Below are 18,502 nucleotides of genomic sequence, written 5' to 3' on the forward strand. Positions count from 1 at the left end.
CGCCTTCGGCGAATTCCTGATGACCACTCGGTCAGAACTCGAGTTCAGCCCACGGGATGTGGATGGGGAACGGGTGGTCGAAGCCGATGCCGTCCGTCGCGTCCGTGGTCCACTCGCCGACCATGATGTAGTTCGCCGGGTGAAGCGGAGCGACCCCTTCCGGCAGCCGGGCGTGGTCGGTATCCAGCCCCCAGACTCGGACGCTGATGATCCGGCGCGGGTCGCGTCCGAGGACGACATCCCAGTACCACGGAATACCAGCGCCGGCGTACCGGGCTTTCTTCGCCTCGATCAGGGGCTCGGTGTTGGAGGGCGACAGGACCTCGCCCGCAATGAGCACGTCCGCGGCGCGGATATCTTGGTAGTCCTGCTCGGGACATGGGTAGACCAGGAAATCCGGTGTGACGAAATCAGATTTCCCGGCCACGCCGAAGAAGATGTTGGATTCGGTGGACGCACGCCAGCAATGTTCTGGGTCCGTGCTCATCGCCTCACGCGCGCACCGGCGCAGGGCATTGCGCAACTCCACCGAGTAGTCCTGGTGTTCGGGTGGGCCCTTGCGGACCCATACCACGCGTCCCTCCCACAGCTCGATCTCCCCAGCGATCTCGTCCGGCAGTTGCTCGAGTTCCTCCCAGGTCATGAACTCTGGAAGGTCCGGACGATCGACATCCGAGGTCGGCATATCCGTCATGTTACCGAGACCGGTCGAAGGACCGGTCCACCGTTCGCTGCTTGTCACGAAACCCCCTGATGGTCTTTGCCCGAGGAGGATTCGAAGCCGGCTCAGTCGTGGATTGCCGCGGCCTCAGGCTTGGCCGGGGAAGGCGACGGTGGCCGGGCTGGCGCCCAGGATCGACTGCCAAGTGGCAAGGCGCACAGCGCATTCGGTGAGCGCGTCGATGCCGGTGCGGCGGAGGTCGGGGTTGCCGGCGCGTTCGACCACCGAGCGCCAGGCCGCCGCCGTGTCGGATTCGACGGTAACCGCCAGCTTGGCGGCCGGGATCGGGTCGTTCACCGGGACGGGCGAGGTGTAGGCGGCGGCGGGCTCGGGAACCGTTGCGCCGGAAGCCTTCAGGGTGTCGATGGTGGCGTCGCGGCGGGCGCGGTGGGATGCCGTGTACTCGGCGACGAGTTTGTCGCGGTCGTGGTTGGCGTAGGCGGCGATCACGCCGTAGGCGTAGACAGCGGCGTATTCGGCGCTCAACGCATCGATGAGTGCCTGCTGGTCGGTTGTGGTCATGCCAGGAGAACCCCCGCGTGGGTAGCGCACGACGCGCTGATCGAAGAGAGGAGACCGGCGCGGTAGCCGGAGAGCTGGGCCGAGAGGTCGGCGGCCGAGCGCTGGGACTGCTGGAGCTGGGTCCGCAGGGCGGTGACGGCCGGAGGCGGGACCGGCGCGGTCGGGGTGACCGGCGGGGTGCGGCGGCTGGGGGTGGTGCCGTCGCCGTAAACGCCGATGGCGCGGTCGATTTCGGTACGCAGGGCATCGGCGTGCGCGGTGCGCTGGGTGGCGATGGCCTGCAGCGCGCCCGCCTTGTCGGGAGAGGTCGCGATGGCGGCGGTCGCGGCGGCCGCGTCGGTACGAGCCGAGGTCTCCTGTGCGATCAGCGGATCCGGTGCGGCGGGAGTGTCGTCCCTGGTGCAGGCGGCCAGCGCGGCCACCGCCGCCACCGCCGCCACCGCCAGCGCGCCGCCACCGGCCAGCCGCAGCGCGCTGCGGCGGTTCACGGCGGGGAGAGGAGATTCGGGGGTGGGGGAGGACCCGGTTCGGTCCGGTGGGACCGTGAGACCGACGACACCGGCCGGAAGGCCGCTCTGACTGCTGGGCACGGCATACATGGTGCCAGCCATCGCGGGCAGCTTGCTGCGTGAGGGCAGTCGGATAGGCTGTGATCTGGAACGACGGGGAACCGTCACGGGCGCGTCGTGCTGGACACGCCGTCAGCACCACAGCGCCGACCATGCCGAACTCGAGCAAGTTGGCTGGTCCTTTACACTCTTTCCGCGCGTTACGCTAGACCTTCGGCACGGCATTTCGCCGAATCCACCCTCCCGAGGGCGGAGACGGGTCTGCCGACCGTGCCCGACCAGTATCGATACCGACAACTCAACCCGTGACAACTGAACCAGGAGCCGCCCCACATGCCGATGCCGACCGAGGAAAGGGTGAGCCAGCTAGTTGCTGAGCTCGTCGAACGCCGAGGATTCGACCTCGAAGGCGTCGCGATTTCGGCTGCCGGTACAGCGCAGGCCAAGCTCAAGGTCACCGTCGACAGTGACGGATCCCCCGACCTGGACGCGGTCGCGGAACTCAGCTCGGAGATCTCGCAGGCCCTCGACGACGCCGATGACTTCGGCGAAACCGCCTACCTGCTCGAGATCACCACCCCCGGCATCGACCGGCCCCTCACCTCCCCGCGCCACTGGCAGCGCGCCCGCGGCCGCAAGGTGAAGATCGTGCTGCGCCCCGGCGCCGAATCACCGGAGGAGAAGGGCAAGACCACGTTCGAGGCCCGCGCCGGCGTCGTCACCGACACCGACGTCGCGCTGGTCCTCGGTGGCAAGCGGAAGCCACACCGGGTGACGGTGCCGCTCGCCGATATCCAATCCGCCGTCGTGCAGGTGGAATTCAGTCCACCCGGCGCGGCCGAACTGGAACTCGCAGGGGGAGTAGCGCCGGGCCGTCCCCAGCCCGGCGCTCAGGAGGGATCCGAAAACGAAGCAGCAGAGTCCGATTCACTGACCGAAGGGATCGTGGAATGAACATCGAAATCGAAGCCCTGCGCGCGATTGTCGCCGACAAGGGGATCTCGATGGAGACGGTGATCTCCGCGATCGAGTCCGCCTTGCTCACCGCCTACCGGCACACCGAGGGCCACCAGCCCAACGCTCGCATCGACATCAACCAGAAGACCGGTGTCGTGCGCGTGATGGCCCGCGAGCTCGATACCGACGGCAATGTCATCTCCGAATGGGACGACACCCCCGAAGGTTTCGGCCGCATCGCCGCCACCACCGCCCGCCAGGTCGTGCTGCAGCGCTTGCGGGACGCCGAGAACGAGAAGTCCTTCGGCGAGTTCTCCACCCATGAGGGCGACATCGTCGGCGGTGTGGTGCAGCGCGACGCCCGCATGAACGCTCGCGGCACCGTCGTGGTCCGCATCGGCTCGGAAGCCCACGGCGCGGAAGGCGTCATCCCGCCCGCCGAGCAGGTGCCGGGCGAGACCTACGAGCACGGCGACCGCATCAAGTGCTACGTGGTCGGCGTCTCCCGCGGCCCGCGCGGCCCGCAGATCACCCTCTCGCGCACCCACCCCAACCTGGTGCGCCGCCTGTTCGCGCTGGAGGTCCCCGAGATCGCCGACGGCTCGGTGGAGATCGTGGCCGTGGCCCGCGAGGCCGGGCACCGCTCCAAGATCGCGGTGCGTTCGACGGTCCCCGGCGTCAACGCCAAGGGCGCCTGCATCGGCCCGATGGGCCAGCGCGTGCGCAACGTGATGAGCGAGCTGGCCGGCGAGAAGATCGACATCATCGACTACGCCGAGGACCCGGCCACCTTCGTCGGGAATGCGCTGTCCCCGTCGAAGGTTGTATCCGTCACCATCGTGGACCCCGAAGCCCGCGCCGCGCGGGTGGTGGTTCCGGACTTCCAGCTCTCCCTCGCCATCGGCAAGGAGGGCCAGAATGCCCGCCTGGCGGCCCGGCTCACCGGCTGGCGCATCGACATTCGCTCCGATGCGGCGCCCGAGGTCCAGGGTGGTGTGCGTCCCGCGGCGGCGGCCGGCGGAGGCGAGACCCACCGGGGTTGATCTTGCCGGATCCATCCGGCCCGGGTCGGTCCCGAGATTTGTGAAACAGACCCCTGGGATGACAGGTTGGTAACTTCCAAGGGGTACGGATGCGGAGATCGGGACGTGACAGCGGTAGAGTGGACGCAGGCTCAGCGCGAGTCTTCGGCTTCTCTGCGCGCCGAGCGGGTGTCAGCAAGATCGGCACCCGTCCGGACCTGCATCGGATGTCGCAGACGCGAGCTGGCCGCCGATCTGATGCGGGTCGTGGCGCAAGGGTCTGCCTCCGGGCAGGACGTTGCGGTCATTCCGGATCCGCGGCACAGACTTCCCGGAAGGGGTGCCTGGTTGCACCCCACTTCGGCTTGTCTGAGCCAAGCAGTTCGGCGCCGAGCATTCGGCAGAGCACTACGAGTGTCCGGACATCTGGATATCTCAGCCCTGGAGCATTACGTAGAGAACAGGCACGAGCACTCATGAGCAAACCGTGAAGTCCCAGAAATGATCGGCCTTCGAAATTAGTCGAGGTCGTGCGCGCGTCCCGTCGTGAAACGGGCTGCTGCGCTCGACCTCTGAGTGAGGAGAGCAGTGGCAGGCAAGGCCCGCGTGCACGAGTTGGCTAAAGAACTCGGTGTCACGAGCAAAGAACTACTCGCGCGGCTCAAGGAGCAGGGCGAGTTCGTGAAGTCGGCGAGCTCGACGGTGGAAGCACCCGTCGCGCGCCGGCTGCGGGAGTCGCTCGCACCCAAGAGCACCCCGTCCAATGGGGCCGCCAAGTCGGCGACCCCCAAGCCCAGTGGTGACGGCACCCCGCGTCCGGCCGCCAAGCCGGCCACCCCCGGTGCCGGTCCCCGTCCGGGCCCCCGCCCGACGCCGCAGGCTCCGGCCCCCGCGCCGCAGGCTCCGGCTGCCCAGGTGGCTCCGGCCGCTCGCGCCGAGTCGGTCGAGGCTCCGGCCGCCCGCCCGGCGGCCCCGGGCCCCAGGCCCGCTGCTCGCGAAAACGTCGCTCCCGCAGCGGCTTCCGCGTCGGCTACCCCGTCCGCTCCGGCCCCGCAGGCCCCGCGTCCGAACGCGCCGCGTCCGGGCGCCCCGGCCCCGCGTCCCGCGCAGCAGGGCAGCGCCCCGGCCCAGCCGGGCACCCCGCGTCCGGCCGGACCCAAGCCGGGTCCGAAGCCGCCGCGGGTCGGTAACAACCCGTTCTCCTCGGCTCCGGAGCGTCCGGCGCCGCGTCCGGCTCCCCGTCCGGGCCAGCAGCAGGGCGGCCCGCGTCCGGGTCCGGCCCAGGGCGGTCCCCGTCCGGGCCAGGGTGGTCCGCGTCCCGGCCCGCAGGGCGGCGCCCGTCCGGGTCCGGGCCAGGGTGGCCCGCGTCCGGGTCCCGGTCAGGGCGGTCCGCGCCCCGGCCCGGGTCAGGGTGGTCCGCGTCCGGCCGCGGCCGGTCAGGGCGGTCCCCGTCCGGGTGGCCCGCGTCCCAGCCCCGGCTCGATGCCGCCTCGGCCCAACCCGGGTGCCATGCCCGCGCGCGCTCAGCGTCCGGCCGGTCCGGGTGGCGCAGGCCGTCCGGCGCGTCCGGGTGGTCCCGGCGGCGCCGGTGGCGGTCGTCCCGGTGGCGGCGGCGGTGGCTACCGCGGCGGCGGCGCTCCCGGTGGCGGTCAGGGTGCCGGCGCCGGTGCCGGTACCGGTGGTGCTCCCGGTGGTTTCCGCGGTCGTCCCGGTGGTGGTGGCGGCGGTGGTCGTCCCGGTTCCGGTGGTGGTCGCGGCGGTGCCGCGGGTGCCTTCGGACGCCCGGGTGGCGCTCCCCGCAAGGGTCGTAAGTCGAAGCGGGCGAAGCGCGCCGAGTACGAGAACCAGCAGGCGCCCATCGCCGGTGGCGTGCGGTTGCCGCGCGGCAACGGCGAGATCGTTCGCCTCGCCCGTGGCGCGTCGCTGTCCGACTTCGCCGAGAAGATCGGCGCCAACCCGGCCTCGCTGGTGCAGGCGTTGTTCAACCTCGGTGAGATGGTCACCGCTACCCAGTCGGTGAACGAGGAGACCCTCGAGCTGCTGGGTTCGGAGATGAACTACGTCGTGCACGTGGTCTCTCCGGAGGACGAGGACCGCGAGCTGCTCGCCAACTTCGACCTCACCTACGGCGAGGACGACGGCGACGAGGAAGACCTGCAGGTCCGTCCGCCGGTCGTGACCGTCATGGGTCACGTCGACCACGGTAAGACCCGACTGCTGGACACCATCCGTAAGGCCAACGTCCGTGAGGGCGAGGCCGGCGGCATCACCCAGCACATCGGCGCCTACCAGGTGCTGTCCGAGGTCAACGGCGACGACCGTCTCATCACCTTCATCGACACCCCCGGTCACGAGGCGTTCACCGCCATGCGTGCCCGTGGTGCGAAGGCCACCGACATCGCGATCCTCGTGGTCGCGGCCGACGACGGCGTCATGCCGCAGACGGTGGAGGCCATCAACCACGCGCAGGCCGCGGACGTGCCGATCGTGGTGGCGGTCAACAAGATCGACAAGGAAGGCGCGAACCCGCAGAAGATTCGCCAGCAGCTGACCGAATACGGTCTGGTCGCCGAGGAATACGGTGGCGAGACCATGTTCGTGGACATCTCGGCGAAGCAGGGCACCAACATCGAGTCGCTGCTCGAGGCGGTCGTCCTGACCGCGGACGCGGCCCTCGACCTGCGGGCGAACCCGGACATGGACGCGCAGGGTGTGGCCATCGAGGCCCACCTCGACCGCGGCCGTGGCCCGGTGGCCACCGTCCTCGTCCAGCGCGGCACGCTGCGCGTCGGCGACTCGATCGTGGCGGGCGACGCCTACGGTCGCGTGCGCCGCATGGTCGACGAGCACGGCGACGATGTCGAGGCGGCGCTGCCATCGCGGCCCGTCCAGGTCATCGGTTTCACCTCGGTGCCCGGCGCGGGTGACAACCTGCTCGTCGTCGAGGAAGACCGCATCGCGCGTCAGATCGCCGACCGCCGCAACGCTCGCAAGCGCAACGCCCTGGCCGCGCGCAGCCGCAAGCGGATCTCCCTGGAAGATCTGGATGCCGCTCTGAAGGAGACCTCGGAGCTGAACCTGATCCTCAAGGGCGACAACTCCGGTACCGTCGAGGCCCTCGAAGAGGCGCTGCTCGGTATCGATGTGGGCGACGAGGTGCGTCTGCGCGTCATCGACCGCGGTGTCGGTGGCGTCACCGAGACCAACGTCAACCTGGCGTCGGCGTCGAACGCGATCATCATCGGGTTCAACGTCCGGGCCGAGGGCAAGGCGACCGAGCTGGCGAACCGCGAAGGCGTGGACATTCGCTACTACTCGGTCATCTACCAGGCGATCGACGAGATCGAGAAGGCCCTCAAGGGTCTGCTCAAGCCGATCTACGAGGAGCACGAGCTGGGTCGGGCGGAGATCCGCCAGATCTTCCGGTCCTCCAAGTTCGGCAATATCGCGGGTTGCTGGGTGCTCTCGGGCTCGGTCAAGCGCAACGCCAAGGCGCGCCTGATCCGCGACAACGTGGTGGTCGCCGAGACCACCATCCAGTCGCTGCGTCGCGAGAAGGACGACGTCACCGAGGTCCGCGAAGGCTACGAGTGCGGTATGACCGTGGGCTTCAACGACATCAAGGATGGCGACATCATCGAGGCCTACGAGCTGCGGGAGAAGCCGCGCGACTAGGAAGCAGTACACGATCCCGCCGGGCCCTCGGGTCCGGCGGGGTTGTGCCCCTTTCCTTTCCGGGTAACCGTGCGCGCATTCCCCGGGGCGCGTTCATATGACTGAAAAGATGTTCTTCGGAGCGCTCGAGTTCGATATCTTGCTCGGTGATGTGCATTCACTGAAAGAGAAGCGCTCTGTCATCCGCCCCATCCTCGCCGACCTGAAGCGGTTCGAGGTGAGTGTCACCGAGGGCGGAGATCATGACCGGTATCGCCGGGCATTGCTCGGTGTGGCAATGGTCAGCTACGGCATGAATCATCTGACCGAGGTGCTGGACAAGTGTGAACGGCACGTCGCCAATCGTCCGGAGTTACAGTTGCTGGCGGTACGCCGTCGCGTCTTCGGACCCGAAGACTGAAGAAGTGAGGAGGGCTCGGCATGGCTGATCAGGCTCGAGCACGCCGACTCGCGAAGCGCATCTCGTCCATCGTCGCCACGGCGATCGAATACGAGATCAAGGATCCGCGACTGCGGTTCGTCACCATCACCGACGCCAAGGTGACCGGTGACCTACGCGAGGCGACCATCTACTACACCGTCATGGGCGAAACCATCGACGCCGAACCCGATTACGCGGAAGCCTCCGCCGGTCTGTCGAAGGCCGCCGGGATTCTGCGGTCCAAGGTCGGCGCGGGCACCGGGGTGAAGTTCACTCCGACGCTGGCGTTCAAGCTCGACACCGTGCCCGACGCGGCCCGCGAGATGGAGGAGCTGCTGGCCAAGGCCCGCGCCTCCGACGCGCGCGTGGCGCAGGTGGCGGTCGGCGCGAACTACGCCGGTGAGGCGGACCCGTACAAGTCGGACGAGGACGAGGAAGACGACGAAGCCTGACCACGCCGTGACCCCCGTCGATGTCACCCCCGCCGTCGAGGTTCTCGAGGCCGCGAAATCGGTGACGATTCTCTGCCACATCCAGCCCGATGCCGATACCGTCGGCAGCGGGCTGGCCCTGGCGCAGGTGCTGCGCCGGCGCGGGGTCCCGGTCGTCGTCTCCTTCGCCGAACCGGCGGAGCTGCCGGTCTCCATGCGGTCGCTGCCCGCCACCGATCTGCTGGTGTCACCCGATCGGGTGCCGCAGCAGGTGGATGCGCTGGTGACGGTGGACTGCGGCAGCGCGGGCCGTCTCGGCGGGTTGCGGAACCGATTGGCCGGTGCCGCAACGACTCTGGTGATCGACCATCACCGCTCGAACACCCGCTTCGGCGCGGTGAACGTGGTCGACGAGGCCGCCGAGTCCACCGCGGGCGTCATCGCCCGCATTCTCGACGCCTGGGGCGAACCGATCGACCGGGATATCGCGCACTGCCTCTACGCCGGATTGGTCACCGACACAGGCTCGTTCAAATGGGCGCGCCCCGGCTCGCACACCCTGGCCGAACGGCTGCTGGCCACCGGCATCGACGGCGCGACCATCACCCGCACCCTCATGGACACCCACCCCTTCGCGTGGCTGCCCATGCTCTCGAGGGTCCTCTCCTCGGCCCAGCTGATTTCCGATGCCGCCGCCGGCGCGGGCCTGGTCTACGCCGTGGTGCGCCGCGCGGACACCGAATCCGTTCGCTCCGAAGAGGTCGAGAGCATCATCGACCTGATCCGCACCACCGCCGAAGCCCAGGTCGCCGCGGTCTTCAAAGAATCCCGCACCGACCCGGACCACTGGACGGTCTCGCTGCGCTCCCACGACGCCGCCGACGGCTCACCCGGCCTCGACGTCGCCCGCGTCGCCACCGCCCTCGGCGGCGGCGGACATCGCTACGCCGCAGGCTATTCCACCACCGGCCCCGCCCCCGTCCTGCTGGCGAACCTCCTCCGCGAACTCGGCTGATCCGGGTCCCGGTGGCCCTCAGTTCAATTCGTCACCGCGGTCCGTGATCGACCCGCCGATGCCGCGCAGGGTGATGTAGGCGAACAGCGCGCCCATGACGGCGACGCCCGCCCACATGGCCTGCTGCCATCCATCGACGAAGGACAGTTGGGCGGCGTGGATCAGGTCCGGTGCGTGCGAGCCGGCGCCGGCGGCGGCTTCGACGGCGTTGGCGATGCCTTCGCGGGCGGTGCCGGCGAGGGGTCCGGGGATATCGTCGTGCAGGCGATCGTCGATGGCGTCGCGGTATCCGGCGGACAGCAATGCGCCCAGCAGGGCGACGCCGAGGGCGGTGCCGAACTCGCGGGTGACGTCATTGAGCGCGGAGGCGACGCCCTGCTGCTCGCGCGGCAGGGAACCGGTGATGGCCTCGGTGGCGGGCGTCATCGACAGGCCCATGCCGATACCCATGGCGAGGATGTCGGGAAGGATGATCAGGTACCCGCCGTCGACGGAGACGAACTGGGCCATCAGCGCCAATCCGCTTCCAGCGAGCGCGCTTCCAGCGGCTTCCGCGTCGAGACCAACCAGGCGGCCGAATTTCCCACGATGATGCCGCACGCCCTCGGCGCCGAAGGAAAACCATGCGAGATCCTCGGCATCTTCGGCCGCGCCGCCCGTCGCGGGCACCAGCCGGACGGCAACGGCTGAGACTCCGCCGGCCCCGGACGGAGAGCCGGCTCGATGCACCGGCCTGCGGGTGGGGCCGGGTCGGTCCGGCAGGCCGAAAATGGTGACGCCCTTCGGCAGGTGGGGAAAGCGCTGGTGACGGCCCTGGATCGATGGATTCGGACGGAGTTTGCGGCGCGACGCGGCTGGGTGGAGTGCCGGGTCGGTGTGGGATGGTGAGCCGATGAGCAACACTGAGGTTTTCGATGGCGCGGGCGAGGATCCCGGATCCACCGGGAAGTCCAAGGCGTTCGGAGAGTCCCAGGGCTCGAAGGCGGCTGCGCGTGGGGCCGAGGCTGCGGCGGCCGGGCCGCGCCGGATTCTCGGGATCGCGATTCCGACGCTCGGGGTGCTGGTCGCGGAGCCGATCTATCTGCTGTTCGATATGGCCGTGGTGGGGCGGCTGGGGGCTTTGGCGCTGGCCGGACTGGCCGTCGGCGGTTTGATGCTGGCGCAGGTCAGTTCGCAGTTGACGTTCCTGAGTTATGGGACGACGGCTCGGGCGGCGCGGCGGCACGGGGCGGGGGATGAGCGCGGGGCGATGATCGAGGGGGTGCAGGCGAGCTGGATCGCGGTGGGGGCGGGGTTGGTGATCGTGCTGGTGGTGCAGATCTTCGCGGGGCCGATCACGCGGGCCATTGCGGGTGGGGATGACATTGCGCGGGCGGCGGAGTCGTGGGTGCGGATCGCGTTGTTCGGGGTGCCGCTGATCCTGTTGTCGATGGCGGGGAACGGGTGGATGCGCGGGGTACAGCAGACTCGGCGGCCGCTGATGTATGTGGTTGCGGGGCTGGTGGTTTCGGGGGTGCTGTGCCCGACGCTGGTGCACGGGCTGCTGGGGGCGCCGCGGATGGAGCTGGAGGGATCGGCGGTCGCGAATCTGGTGGGGCAGTCGATTTCCGGTGCGCTGTTCGTGAGTGCGCTGTGGCGGGCGAAGGTGCCGCTCGCACCGCATGTCGAGATCATGAAGGCGCAGTTGGTGCTGGGGCGGGATCTGATCGTGCGGAGCCTGGCGTTCCAGGCGTCGTTCGTGTCGGCGGCGGCGGTGGCTTCGCGGTTCGGGGCGGCATCGGTGGCGGCGCATCAGCTGGTGCTGCAGATCTGGAATTTCCTTGCGCTGACCCTGGATTCGCTGGCGATCGCGGCGCAGACCCTGGTGGGCGCGGCGCTGGGAGCCGGGAACGCGCGCGGCGCTCAGGGTCTGGCCCGGCGGATCACGGGCTGGTCGACGGTCTTCTCGGTGCTGCTGGCGGCGGTGTTCGCGGCCGGATACCCGGTGATCCCGCGCTTGTTCACCGATGACCCGTCGGTGCTGGATCGCACCCACGTGGTGTGGTGGTTCTTCGTCGCCATGATCCCGGTGGCGGGCGTGGTGTTCGCACTCGACGGCGTGCTGCTCGGCGCGGGCGATGCCGCGTTCCTGCGCAATGCCACGCTGGGGTCGGCGCTGCTGGGCTTCCTGCCGATGATCTGGCTGTCGCTGGCCTGCGACTGGGGGATCGGCGGAATCTGGACGGGGCTGGTCGCTTTCATGCTGCTGCGCCTGATCGCCGTCAGCCGGCGGGCGCTGTCCGGACGCTGGGCGCGGGTCGGGGCCGAGGTGCCGCGCAGCGCCGCTTAGGTGAAATGCGCTCGGCAGCAGCGGATTCGGCGGCCGATGCGGAGAATGCGCCTCGGCCGCCGTGGAGCTAGTCGGCCGTGCCGTTCGCCTGGGCGGCCGCCTGCCTGGCGAGGTTCTCCGCGACCTCGGCCTGCCAGTTCTCATTGGCGTGGGTGGTGTCGACCTCGTATTCGAACCGGTCGGTCATCTCCGGTTTCACGTCGGCGACATCGACATAGAACTGCTCGTACCACCGCCGGTGCTGGTAGACCGGCCCGTCCTCCTGCGTGAGCAGCGGATTGTCGATGCGGGTCTTGTGTTTCCAGATCTCCACGTCCTGCAGGAATCCGACGCCGAAGCTCTTGCCGAACGCCTTGGCCAGCTTCTCCGATTTCTCCGGCGGCAGGCCCTCGATGCGCTGCACGCTCACACCCCACTGCAGGACGAAGGAATTGTGCGTCACCGGGTAGTGGCAGTTGATGAGCACCACCTCGACGGTGTTGTCGCCGAAGTCGTTGTGCAGGGTGTTGATCATGTAGGACGGCCCGTAATACGAAGCCTCCGAACGCAACAGTGACATCTCCTGCGAGTAGTTCGACTTCGCGTGCATGTCCGGCCGCCCTTTGGAGTGCAGGAACTGCGTCGCGACGTGCCTTTCGAATACATTCTTGAAGTACACCGGGTATGCGTAGTGGATGTAGAAGAAGTGCGCCATATCGACGTTGTTGTCGATGATTTCGCGGCAGTGCGCGCCCTCGATGAGCAGGGTGTTCCAGTCCCAGTCGCTCCACTCGTCGGTGTCGATGCCCTCGATGTGCGGGATCGCGACCTCGGGCGGCGGCGGATTGCCCTCGGGATCGTTCCAGACGAAGAACTGCCCGTTCTCCTCGCAGGTGATCCAGGATCTGGTGCGCGCCAACGGCGGAACGCGGCGGGCGTAGGGGATGGCGGCGCACTTGCCGTCGCCGCGCCAGCGCCAATCGTGGAAGGGGCAGGCGATATTGTCGTCCTTGACGCTGCCGTAGGCGAGGTCCGCGCCCATGTGGCGGCAATAGCCGTCGAGGGCGTGCAGCTCGCCCTTGCTGTCGGACCAGATCACCAGTTTGGTGCCGAAGGCGTTGACCGAGTGGGGTTTTCCGTCCCGGAAGCCCTCGGCCAGCCCGAGACAGTGCCAGCCCCGGGCGAATCGGGTCATCGGCTCACCGACATCGATGCTGCGATACTGCTGTTTCATGAGCGTCCTCCGCGCTGTCTCATGGGCGTCCTCCGCGATTGATGATCGGCGCCATCACGTCGGGCAGCAGCCGGTTGAGCCCGATGATGAGGCGGTTGTAGGCGGGAAAACTGATGTACTGCTTGTTCTTCGCCACGCCGTCGAGGATGGTGTCGGCGGCGGCGAGCGGCTTCACCTTGGCGAAGGGCAGCTTGTCGATGGAGGCGCGATAGTCGTAGCCGGGCAGGTTCACGGCACTGTCGAAGATGCCGGTGTCGACCACGCCGGGCAGCACCACGCTGACCTTGATGCCGTGTTCGGCTGCCTCGGCGCGCAGCGCGGTGCTCAGGCCGACCACGGCATGCTTGGTGGCGGTGTAGGCGACCGATCGCGCCACCGGCAGGACGCCCGCGCTGCTGGCGGTATTGACGATGTGCCCGCCGCCCTGTTCGAGCATGCGCGCGTAGGCGAGCTGGGTGCCGTGCACGACACCCCAGAAGTTGACGTCGACGATCTGGTTCCAGGCGATGTCGGTCATCTTGGCGAAATCGCCGCCGACCACGATGCCGGCATTGTTGAACATGAAGTCGAGCCGCCCGTGCTCGGCGACGGCGCGCTCGACCACGTCCGCGAGGGCCTCGCGGTCGGTGACGTCGGCGACCATGGTGGTGAGGTCGCCGGCGCTGCTCGCGGCCAGGGAATCCAGGCCCGCCACCGCGCGGTCGACGGCGTAGACGCACGCGCCGTGCTGCAGCAACCGGGTCACGAGCGCCCTCCCCATGCCGGAGGCGGCACCCGTGACAATCGCGGTGGCGGCGGAGTAGGTCATGAGCCCGAGATTAAGCACTTGCGCTTACTGGAACAAGTGTCAGTTTCGGGCGGAGGGCGATCAGGCCCTGCGATACCGGCGCACAACGACTTTCGCGGGCCGGATGGATCGATCTCCTATCGTCAGCCCCGGCTGGATGACCGACTCCACGGTCCGGTCGGCGGCCGGATCATCGGTGTCGGTGAGCTCGGCGGCCTCCATGGTGTCCGGATCGAAGTCCGTGCCCCGGAACGGCGTCACCAACTCACCTCCCCGCTCGGCCAGCATGCGCTCGACCCGGCGGCTCATGGTCTCGAAGCCCTGGCGGTCCGGCTCCGAATCGGTAGTGGAGGCGAAGGTCTGGGCCAGGCCGTGCAGGGCGAACAGGTCACGGATCAGGGGTGCCTCGGTTTCGGCCCGCTCGTCCCGGATCTTCAGTTTCGCCTCGTCGGCCAGTCGCTCGATGGTGGCGGCCTGCCGGGCGATGACGCGGGCCAGGTCGTCGATGCGTTCGGTGATGTGGTCGAGCGTCGTGGCCGGTAGGTCGGTCGGGGCGGGCACTGCGGGCAGAGCCGGGAGGGTGGCCGCCGGGGCTGGATCGGTCATGCTCGAACGATAGACCTGGTAGTCGGTTCCGGCTGCTACCATCGCCGCCATGGGGGTCTATGGAATCGATCTGGGCACAACGAATTCCGCAATCGCGGCAATTGACGCAGATGGCCGGCCGGAGGTGCTGATCGGGCTCAATGGAGATCCGACCGTCCCGTCTGTTGTCTTGTTCGCCTCCGCCACCGACCATGTGGTGGGGGAGGGCGCGCGCCGGCAGGCCCGCCTGGATCCCGACCACGTGTGCACGCTGGTGAAACGCCGCATGGGGGACGCGGAGTGGCGGTTCGGCGCGCACGGGCAGCTCTGGTCGGCGCCCGCGGTCTCCTCCCTCATTCTGAAAAGCCTTGCCGCCGATGCCGAATTCGCGGGCGGCGAACCGGTGCGGCGGGTGGTGATCACGGTGCCCGCCTACTTCGGCGACGAGGAGCGCCGGGCCACCATCCAGGCCGGCACCTACGCCGGATTCGAGGTGGCAGGTGTGCTGTCCGAGCCCATCGCGGCGGCGCTGTCCTACGGTTTCGGGCGGCTGGACGATGCCATCGAGATCGGCGCGTCTCCGGCGCGCGAGACCGTGCTGGTCTACGACCTCGGCGGCGGCACCTTCGATGCCACCGTCATCGAACTGGCCGACCGGCGCATCTCGGTGCTGGCGGTGGAGGGCGATCATCAGCTCGGCGGCGCGGACTGGGACGAGCGGCTGGCGCTGCACCTGTCCCAGCGGTTCTGTGCCGCCAATCCGGATGCCGAAGACCCCCTGGACGATTCGGTCGGCTCGCAGCTGCTGGTGCTGGCGGCCGAGCAGGCCAAACGCGAGCTCACCACCGCCGACAGCACCGAGGTGGTGATCGCGCACGACGGCGCCCGGGCGGTGATCCCGGTGACCCGCGCCGAGCTCGAGGCCATGACCGCCTCGCTCGTGCGGCGCACGGTGGACCTCACCGGGGCGGTGCTGGCCGCGGCCGGGCAGCGCGGGGTCCGGCAGGTGGATCGGCTGCTGCTGGTGGGCGGCTCGTCGCGGATGCCGATGGTGGCCGAGCGGTTGCACAGGGAATTCGGGCTGACCGGTGAGCTGCGCGATCCGGATCTGTCGGTGGCGCGCGGGGCCGCGCTCTACGGCGAGAAGCTGGAGATGGAGCGGCTGGTGGCCGCGGATCTGGTGACCCGTGGGCGACTACGCGGCGGCGCGGGGCTGAGCGATGCCGATCCGGCTGATCTGGAGGCCTCGCTGGCGCGGGTGGCCGATTCGTTCGGGCAGCCGGTGAGCCTGGTGCGCCGCATGATCGAGATCCAGGTGGACACGGTGGTGTCGCGCGGATTCGGGGTGCTGGCGCTGGATCCGTTCAACGGGCTGGCGGCGAGCTGGCTGGTGCATCGCAATCAGACTCTGCCCATTCGCGTGCGGCGGTCCTACGGGACGGTGCGGGCGGACCAGGATCAGATCGAGCTGACCATCGTGGAGCAGCAGGGGCAGGCGGCGTCGACACGGCCCGAGGACACGAAGGTGTTGGTGGAGGGCAGGATTCGGGACATTCCACCCGGGTATCCGGAGGGTAGTGAAGTCCGGGTGACCTTCGAGATGGGATTCGACGGGGTGCTGCATGTGACCGCCTACCACGTGGATGCCGATCTGCCGCTGACGCTTTCGGTGCAGACCGGGGCCACCCTGTCGCAGGCGGATGTAGAGCGCGAGCTGGATCAGTTGCAGCGCACCCGCCGCCGCAACTCCTGACCGGGATACGCTGTCCGACGACAAGCCATGCATGCCTTCGATTCCAATGACTACCGCAAGCGCGTCCTCGCCGCCGTCGAACGCCGGGGCGGGCTCGGGGAGTCGGATAGCTTCGAGCTGTACGACATTCCGCTCGCGGAGGCCGCGCGGCTGAGCGACGCCGAGGTGGCGGCGCGGGTCGAGGCGGTCTGGGCGCTCTGGCAGAAGCTGCGCGACCATCCCAAGTACCGGGTCCTGGCCGGGCTGCTGGTGGACGCGCACGCCGAGCTCTCGGAACCCCTGCTGCACACCGGTTCCCGGCTCGTCGAGGCGGATCGGGTAACGCAGTTGCGGGCCCGGCGGGAGGCCGAGCGCTACGAGATGCTCGACGCCGCCATCGAGCGGCTGGTGGCACGGCACGGCGGCATTCCCGCTGTCAAGATCCCCGGCCTCGAGGATATCGGCCGCATGGGCGGGCTGACCGTGGCCGAGATCGCCGCCCGGGTGCGACGCCACCGCATCGTCGACGAGGCGCCCGCGCCGGCGTCCGCCGCGCCCGCGCTGAGTTCCGAACGCCGCCGGCAGATCCGCGCGCTCCTCGCCGAATACGAGCGCCTGCTCCCCGGCGATCCGGTCCCCACCCTGCTGGCCCTGCTCGGCATGGAATTCGCCGCCGCCCACCACACCAACGAGATCCGCCTGCGCGCCGGCGCCCTGCGTGCCCGCACCCGCGAACTCCCGCCCGGCCGGGTCCGCGTGGTCCTCGACGAACTCCTCATCCATATCGGCGACCTCCTCGAGCCCGGCGGTGCCCCGGTCGACGCCTACCTCCTCGCCGTCACCGAGACGGTCACCGACCAGCTCCGCCCCCAGGTCCGCGCCGCCGTACTCGTCGAAGACCTCCTGGTAGCAGCGGATTTCGACTACCTGCTCGGCGTGGCCATCGCCGCCGGCCTCGACCGCGCCGCCGCCGAGCGCATCCTCATCACCCTCGCCGACGAACTCGGCACCACCGTCGAAGGCCGCGAACACCTCGCCGCCCCGCCCCGCCCCGGTGGTCCCGCGCAGACCAGCTCCGCCACAACGACTTCGACCCAACCGGCCGGAAATGGTGCTCCGCCAGGGACTGACGCGGCCGCCGAATCCGGCGCGGTCCGAAACTCCGCGGACGCGACTGGCGAGCGGGGAACATCGACTGCCTCAGCGACCGCCGGAAGCGAATTCGGTCGCGATCCCGCCGGCACCGGCGACGCCTCGGGAACCGTTGGCGGGCCACGGTATTCGGGCGGTAGCGCAACTGCTCGAGGTCGCGGAGAGGCCCCGGCGGCGGCGCAGTGGCAGCGGACGCCCTACACGGGCGGGGCGGCCGGTGCGGGTGCCGGGCGGCCGTGGGAGGCGGCATTGCGGGCGGCGCGGGCCTCGTTGCGGGCGGGACGGCCCAGGGAGGCAGCCGGATTCGTCACGGATGCGCGGCGCGGTGTCGGGGACGACAGTCTGGGGGCGCGGTCGGTGCGGGCGGTCGGGGAAGAGGTCGAGCGGGTGCTGGCGGAGGCGGCCGTGCACTGGCGGGCGGCCGTCTCCTGTTGTGCGGGGCGGCGGTTCGTGGAGGCGCTGGGCGAGCATCTGGATTTTCTGGACCGGCGGGCGGCGGATGTGCCCAATCCGGATCCGCGGGGAGCGGGCCGGGAGTTGCTGATCGGGCGGGCGCGGGCGGCGGTGATGGAGGCGGGGCGGCTGTTCGAGGCGCTGCCGTCGGATCCGGGACTGCGCATGCAGGCCGTGCGGGCCGTGCTCGAAGTGTGCGCCGACCATGCCGAGGCGCGGGCGGCGCTGGCCGAATTGCAGGTGGGCGCGCCGGGAGCGGTGACGGCGAGCCGCAAGGCGGACGGGACGGTGGTGATCACCTGGCTCCCGTCGCGGACCCCGCGGGTGGAGTACCGGGTCACGCGGCTGCTGGCCGACGGGTCGTGGCGGGTGGTGGGCCGCACCCGCGGCACCGCGCTGGAGGACGGCGGGGCGCTGACCGGACCGGTGCCGGTGTACGGGGTGGTTGCGTCCATCTCCGGCCGGGCCTCCGAAATGGCCCGGTCCGATCGGGATTCGGACCGCGATTCGGCCCAGGGGGGTGAGCCGGATGCGGTAGGCCGCGGGCCGGACGGCGCACCGCCCAGCGGTATGCCCACCCCGCGCAGCCTGACCGAACAGCGCGGGCTGCTGGTCTTCGAATGGCCGATCGGCATCACCGAGGTGATGGTGGTGGCCCGCCCCGACGCCCCGCCGGTGGATCCCGACGATCCCCGGGCGCGACGGTGGAAGGTCACCAATATGCGCTACGAGATCGACGGCGGGGTGCGGATCCCGTCCGAGATCCCGCGGCCCTGTCACGTGGCCGTGGCTTCCTGCCGGCGCGATGCCACCGGAATTCTCACTGTCGCGGCTGGATTCGGACCGAACGCCCGGATTTGCTGGGTGCGCTGAGTGCCGCTGTGGCCCCGCATGGGAATCTGGTGGGGGCCGGGTCTG

General features: G+C 69.6%; 17 protein-coding genes. 10 read left to right on the forward strand and 7 right to left on the reverse strand.

From position 1 onward, the window contains the following. Positions 1 to 31: 31 nt before the first annotated feature. The 3 genes from ACIRRA_RS03085 to ACIRRA_RS03095 all read right to left on the reverse strand — a co-directional run bounded on the left by ACIRRA_RS03085 (position 32) and on the right by ACIRRA_RS03095 (position 1,854). Positions 32 to 685 carry a Uma2 family endonuclease gene (locus ACIRRA_RS03085; protein WP_402762346.1) on the reverse strand — a complete coding sequence of 218 codons (654 nt, stop codon included), beginning with the start codon at positions 683 to 685 and terminating at the stop codon, positions 32 to 34. Positions 686 to 808: 123 nt separating this feature from the next. Next, on the reverse strand, positions 809 to 1,243 hold the full coding sequence (locus tag ACIRRA_RS03090; RefSeq protein ID WP_402762349.1) for a ferritin-like domain-containing protein: 435 nt from the start codon (positions 1,241 to 1,243) through the stop codon (positions 809 to 811). After that, positions 1,240 to 1,854, reverse strand: coding sequence for a hypothetical protein (locus tag ACIRRA_RS03095; protein WP_402762351.1), 615 nt, complete (start codon positions 1,852 to 1,854; stop codon positions 1,240 to 1,242). The genes ACIRRA_RS03090 and ACIRRA_RS03095 overlap by 4 nt, the downstream gene beginning before the upstream one ends. A 291-nt stretch (positions 1,855 to 2,145) precedes the next feature. Here ACIRRA_RS03095 and rimP point away from each other — a divergent pair, with 291 nt between their 5' ends. The 7 genes from rimP (at position 2,146) to ACIRRA_RS03130 (ending at position 9,333) form a co-directional block, all read left to right on the forward strand. Beyond that, complete coding sequence (gene rimP, locus ACIRRA_RS03100) at positions 2,146 to 2,766, forward strand: ribosome maturation factor RimP (RefSeq protein ID WP_402762353.1); 621 nt, start codon at positions 2,146 to 2,148, stop codon at positions 2,764 to 2,766. Next, positions 2,763 to 3,812 (forward strand): transcription termination factor NusA, encoded by a 1,050-nt coding sequence (nusA, locus tag ACIRRA_RS03105; RefSeq protein ID WP_402762355.1) that lies wholly within the window; start codon positions 2,763 to 2,765, stop codon positions 3,810 to 3,812. Before rimP ends, nusA begins: the two co-directional genes overlap by 4 nt. Before the next feature lie 237 nt (positions 3,813 to 4,049). Beyond that, positions 4,050 to 4,271: a YlxR family protein gene (locus ACIRRA_RS03110; protein WP_402763662.1), complete on the forward strand. Its 222-nt coding sequence runs from the start codon at positions 4,050 to 4,052 to the stop codon at positions 4,269 to 4,271. A 108-nt stretch (positions 4,272 to 4,379) separates the two neighbouring features. Next, positions 4,380 to 7,466, forward strand: coding sequence for a translation initiation factor IF-2 (gene infB, locus ACIRRA_RS03115; RefSeq protein WP_402762357.1), 3,087 nt, complete (start codon positions 4,380 to 4,382; stop codon positions 7,464 to 7,466). A 109-nt stretch (positions 7,467 to 7,575) separates the two neighbouring features. Then, positions 7,576 to 7,866, forward strand: coding sequence for a DUF503 domain-containing protein (locus ACIRRA_RS03120; RefSeq protein ID WP_040859602.1), 291 nt, complete (start codon positions 7,576 to 7,578; stop codon positions 7,864 to 7,866). Positions 7,867 to 7,886: 20 nt separating this feature from the next. Next, entirely contained in the window at positions 7,887 to 8,339 is a 453-nt protein-coding gene (rbfA, locus tag ACIRRA_RS03125) for a 30S ribosome-binding factor RbfA (protein WP_357007027.1), read from the forward strand. A 7-nt stretch (positions 8,340 to 8,346) separates the two neighbouring features. Further along, complete coding sequence (locus tag ACIRRA_RS03130) at positions 8,347 to 9,333, forward strand: bifunctional oligoribonuclease/PAP phosphatase NrnA (RefSeq protein ID WP_402762360.1); 987 nt, start codon at positions 8,347 to 8,349, stop codon at positions 9,331 to 9,333. Between the two features lie 18 nt (positions 9,334 to 9,351). Here ACIRRA_RS03130 and ACIRRA_RS03135 read toward each other — a convergent pair whose 3' ends face one another. Continuing rightward, positions 9,352 to 10,002 carry a hypothetical protein gene (locus ACIRRA_RS03135; RefSeq protein ID WP_402762363.1) on the reverse strand — a complete coding sequence of 217 codons (651 nt, stop codon included), beginning with the start codon at positions 10,000 to 10,002 and terminating at the stop codon, positions 9,352 to 9,354. 223 nt (positions 10,003 to 10,225) lie between these two features. On the opposite strand from ACIRRA_RS03135, the gene ACIRRA_RS03140 reads away from it, so the two are divergent. Next, entirely contained in the window at positions 10,226 to 11,662 is a 1,437-nt protein-coding gene (locus ACIRRA_RS03140; protein WP_402762366.1) for an MATE family efflux transporter, read from the forward strand. Between the two features lie 67 nt (positions 11,663 to 11,729). Here the strand turns inward: ACIRRA_RS03140 and ACIRRA_RS03145 are convergent, their stop codons facing one another. The 3 genes from ACIRRA_RS03145 to grpE are packed head-to-tail and all read right to left on the reverse strand — an operon-like array spanning position 11,730 to position 14,268. Then, on the reverse strand, positions 11,730 to 12,875 hold the full coding sequence (locus ACIRRA_RS03145; protein ID WP_402762369.1) for a Rieske 2Fe-2S domain-containing protein: 1,146 nt from the start codon (positions 12,873 to 12,875) through the stop codon (positions 11,730 to 11,732). 19 nt (positions 12,876 to 12,894) lie between these two features. Then, positions 12,895 to 13,683 (reverse strand): SDR family NAD(P)-dependent oxidoreductase, encoded by a 789-nt coding sequence (locus tag ACIRRA_RS03150; RefSeq protein ID WP_402762370.1) that lies wholly within the window; start codon positions 13,681 to 13,683, stop codon positions 12,895 to 12,897. Positions 13,684 to 13,743: 60 nt separating this feature from the next. Next, complete coding sequence (grpE, locus tag ACIRRA_RS03155; RefSeq protein ID WP_402762373.1) at positions 13,744 to 14,268, reverse strand: nucleotide exchange factor GrpE; 525 nt, start codon at positions 14,266 to 14,268, stop codon at positions 13,744 to 13,746. 49 nt (positions 14,269 to 14,317) lie between these two features. Here grpE and ACIRRA_RS03160 point away from each other — a divergent pair, with 49 nt between their 5' ends. Together ACIRRA_RS03160 and ACIRRA_RS03165 are read left to right on the forward strand one after the other, a co-directional pair. Beyond that, a complete protein-coding gene (locus ACIRRA_RS03160; protein ID WP_402762375.1) occupies positions 14,318 to 16,000 on the forward strand; it encodes an Hsp70 family protein in 1,683 nt (560 codons plus the stop codon). A gap of 27 nt (positions 16,001 to 16,027) precedes the next feature. Continuing rightward, complete coding sequence (locus ACIRRA_RS03165; RefSeq protein WP_402762377.1) at positions 16,028 to 18,457, forward strand: hypothetical protein; 2,430 nt, start codon at positions 16,028 to 16,030, stop codon at positions 18,455 to 18,457. The last annotated feature ends 45 nt before the right edge of the window (positions 18,458 to 18,502 follow it).

The organism is Nocardia sp. NPDC101769, assembly GCF_044766925.1.
Taxonomy (GTDB): Bacteria; Actinomycetota; Actinomycetes; order Mycobacteriales; family Mycobacteriaceae; genus Nocardia.

Coding starts and splice junctions, on each gene's coding strand:
- ACIRRA_RS03085 (WP_402762346.1), bottom strand. CDS start 685: ATGCCGACCTCGGATGTCGATCGTCCGGACCTTCCAGAGTTCATGACC.
- ACIRRA_RS03090 (WP_402762349.1), bottom strand. CDS start 1,243: ATGACCACAACCGACCAGCAGGCACTCATCGATGCGTTGAGCGCCGAA.
- ACIRRA_RS03095 (WP_402762351.1), bottom strand. CDS start 1,854: ATGGCTGGCACCATGTATGCCGTGCCCAGCAGTCAGAGCGGCCTTCCG.
- rimP (WP_402762353.1), top strand. CDS start 2,146: ATGCCGATGCCGACCGAGGAAAGGGTGAGCCAGCTAGTTGCTGAGCTC.
- nusA (WP_402762355.1), top strand. CDS start 2,763: ATGAACATCGAAATCGAAGCCCTGCGCGCGATTGTCGCCGACAAGGGG.
- ACIRRA_RS03110 (WP_402763662.1), top strand. CDS start 4,050: ATGCGGGTCGTGGCGCAAGGGTCTGCCTCCGGGCAGGACGTTGCGGTC.
- ACIRRA_RS03120 (WP_040859602.1), top strand. CDS start 7,576: ATGTTCTTCGGAGCGCTCGAGTTCGATATCTTGCTCGGTGATGTGCAT.
- rbfA (WP_357007027.1), top strand. CDS start 7,887: ATGGCTGATCAGGCTCGAGCACGCCGACTCGCGAAGCGCATCTCGTCC.
- ACIRRA_RS03140 (WP_402762366.1), top strand. CDS start 10,226: ATGAGCAACACTGAGGTTTTCGATGGCGCGGGCGAGGATCCCGGATCC.
- ACIRRA_RS03145 (WP_402762369.1), bottom strand. CDS start 12,875: ATGAAACAGCAGTATCGCAGCATCGATGTCGGTGAGCCGATGACCCGA.
- ACIRRA_RS03150 (WP_402762370.1), bottom strand. CDS start 13,683: ATGACCTACTCCGCCGCCACCGCGATTGTCACGGGTGCCGCCTCCGGC.
- grpE (WP_402762373.1), bottom strand. CDS start 14,268: ATGACCGATCCAGCCCCGGCGGCCACCCTCCCGGCTCTGCCCGCAGTG.
- ACIRRA_RS03160 (WP_402762375.1), top strand. CDS start 14,318: ATGGGGGTCTATGGAATCGATCTGGGCACAACGAATTCCGCAATCGCG.
- ACIRRA_RS03165 (WP_402762377.1), top strand. CDS start 16,028: ATGCATGCCTTCGATTCCAATGACTACCGCAAGCGCGTCCTCGCCGCC.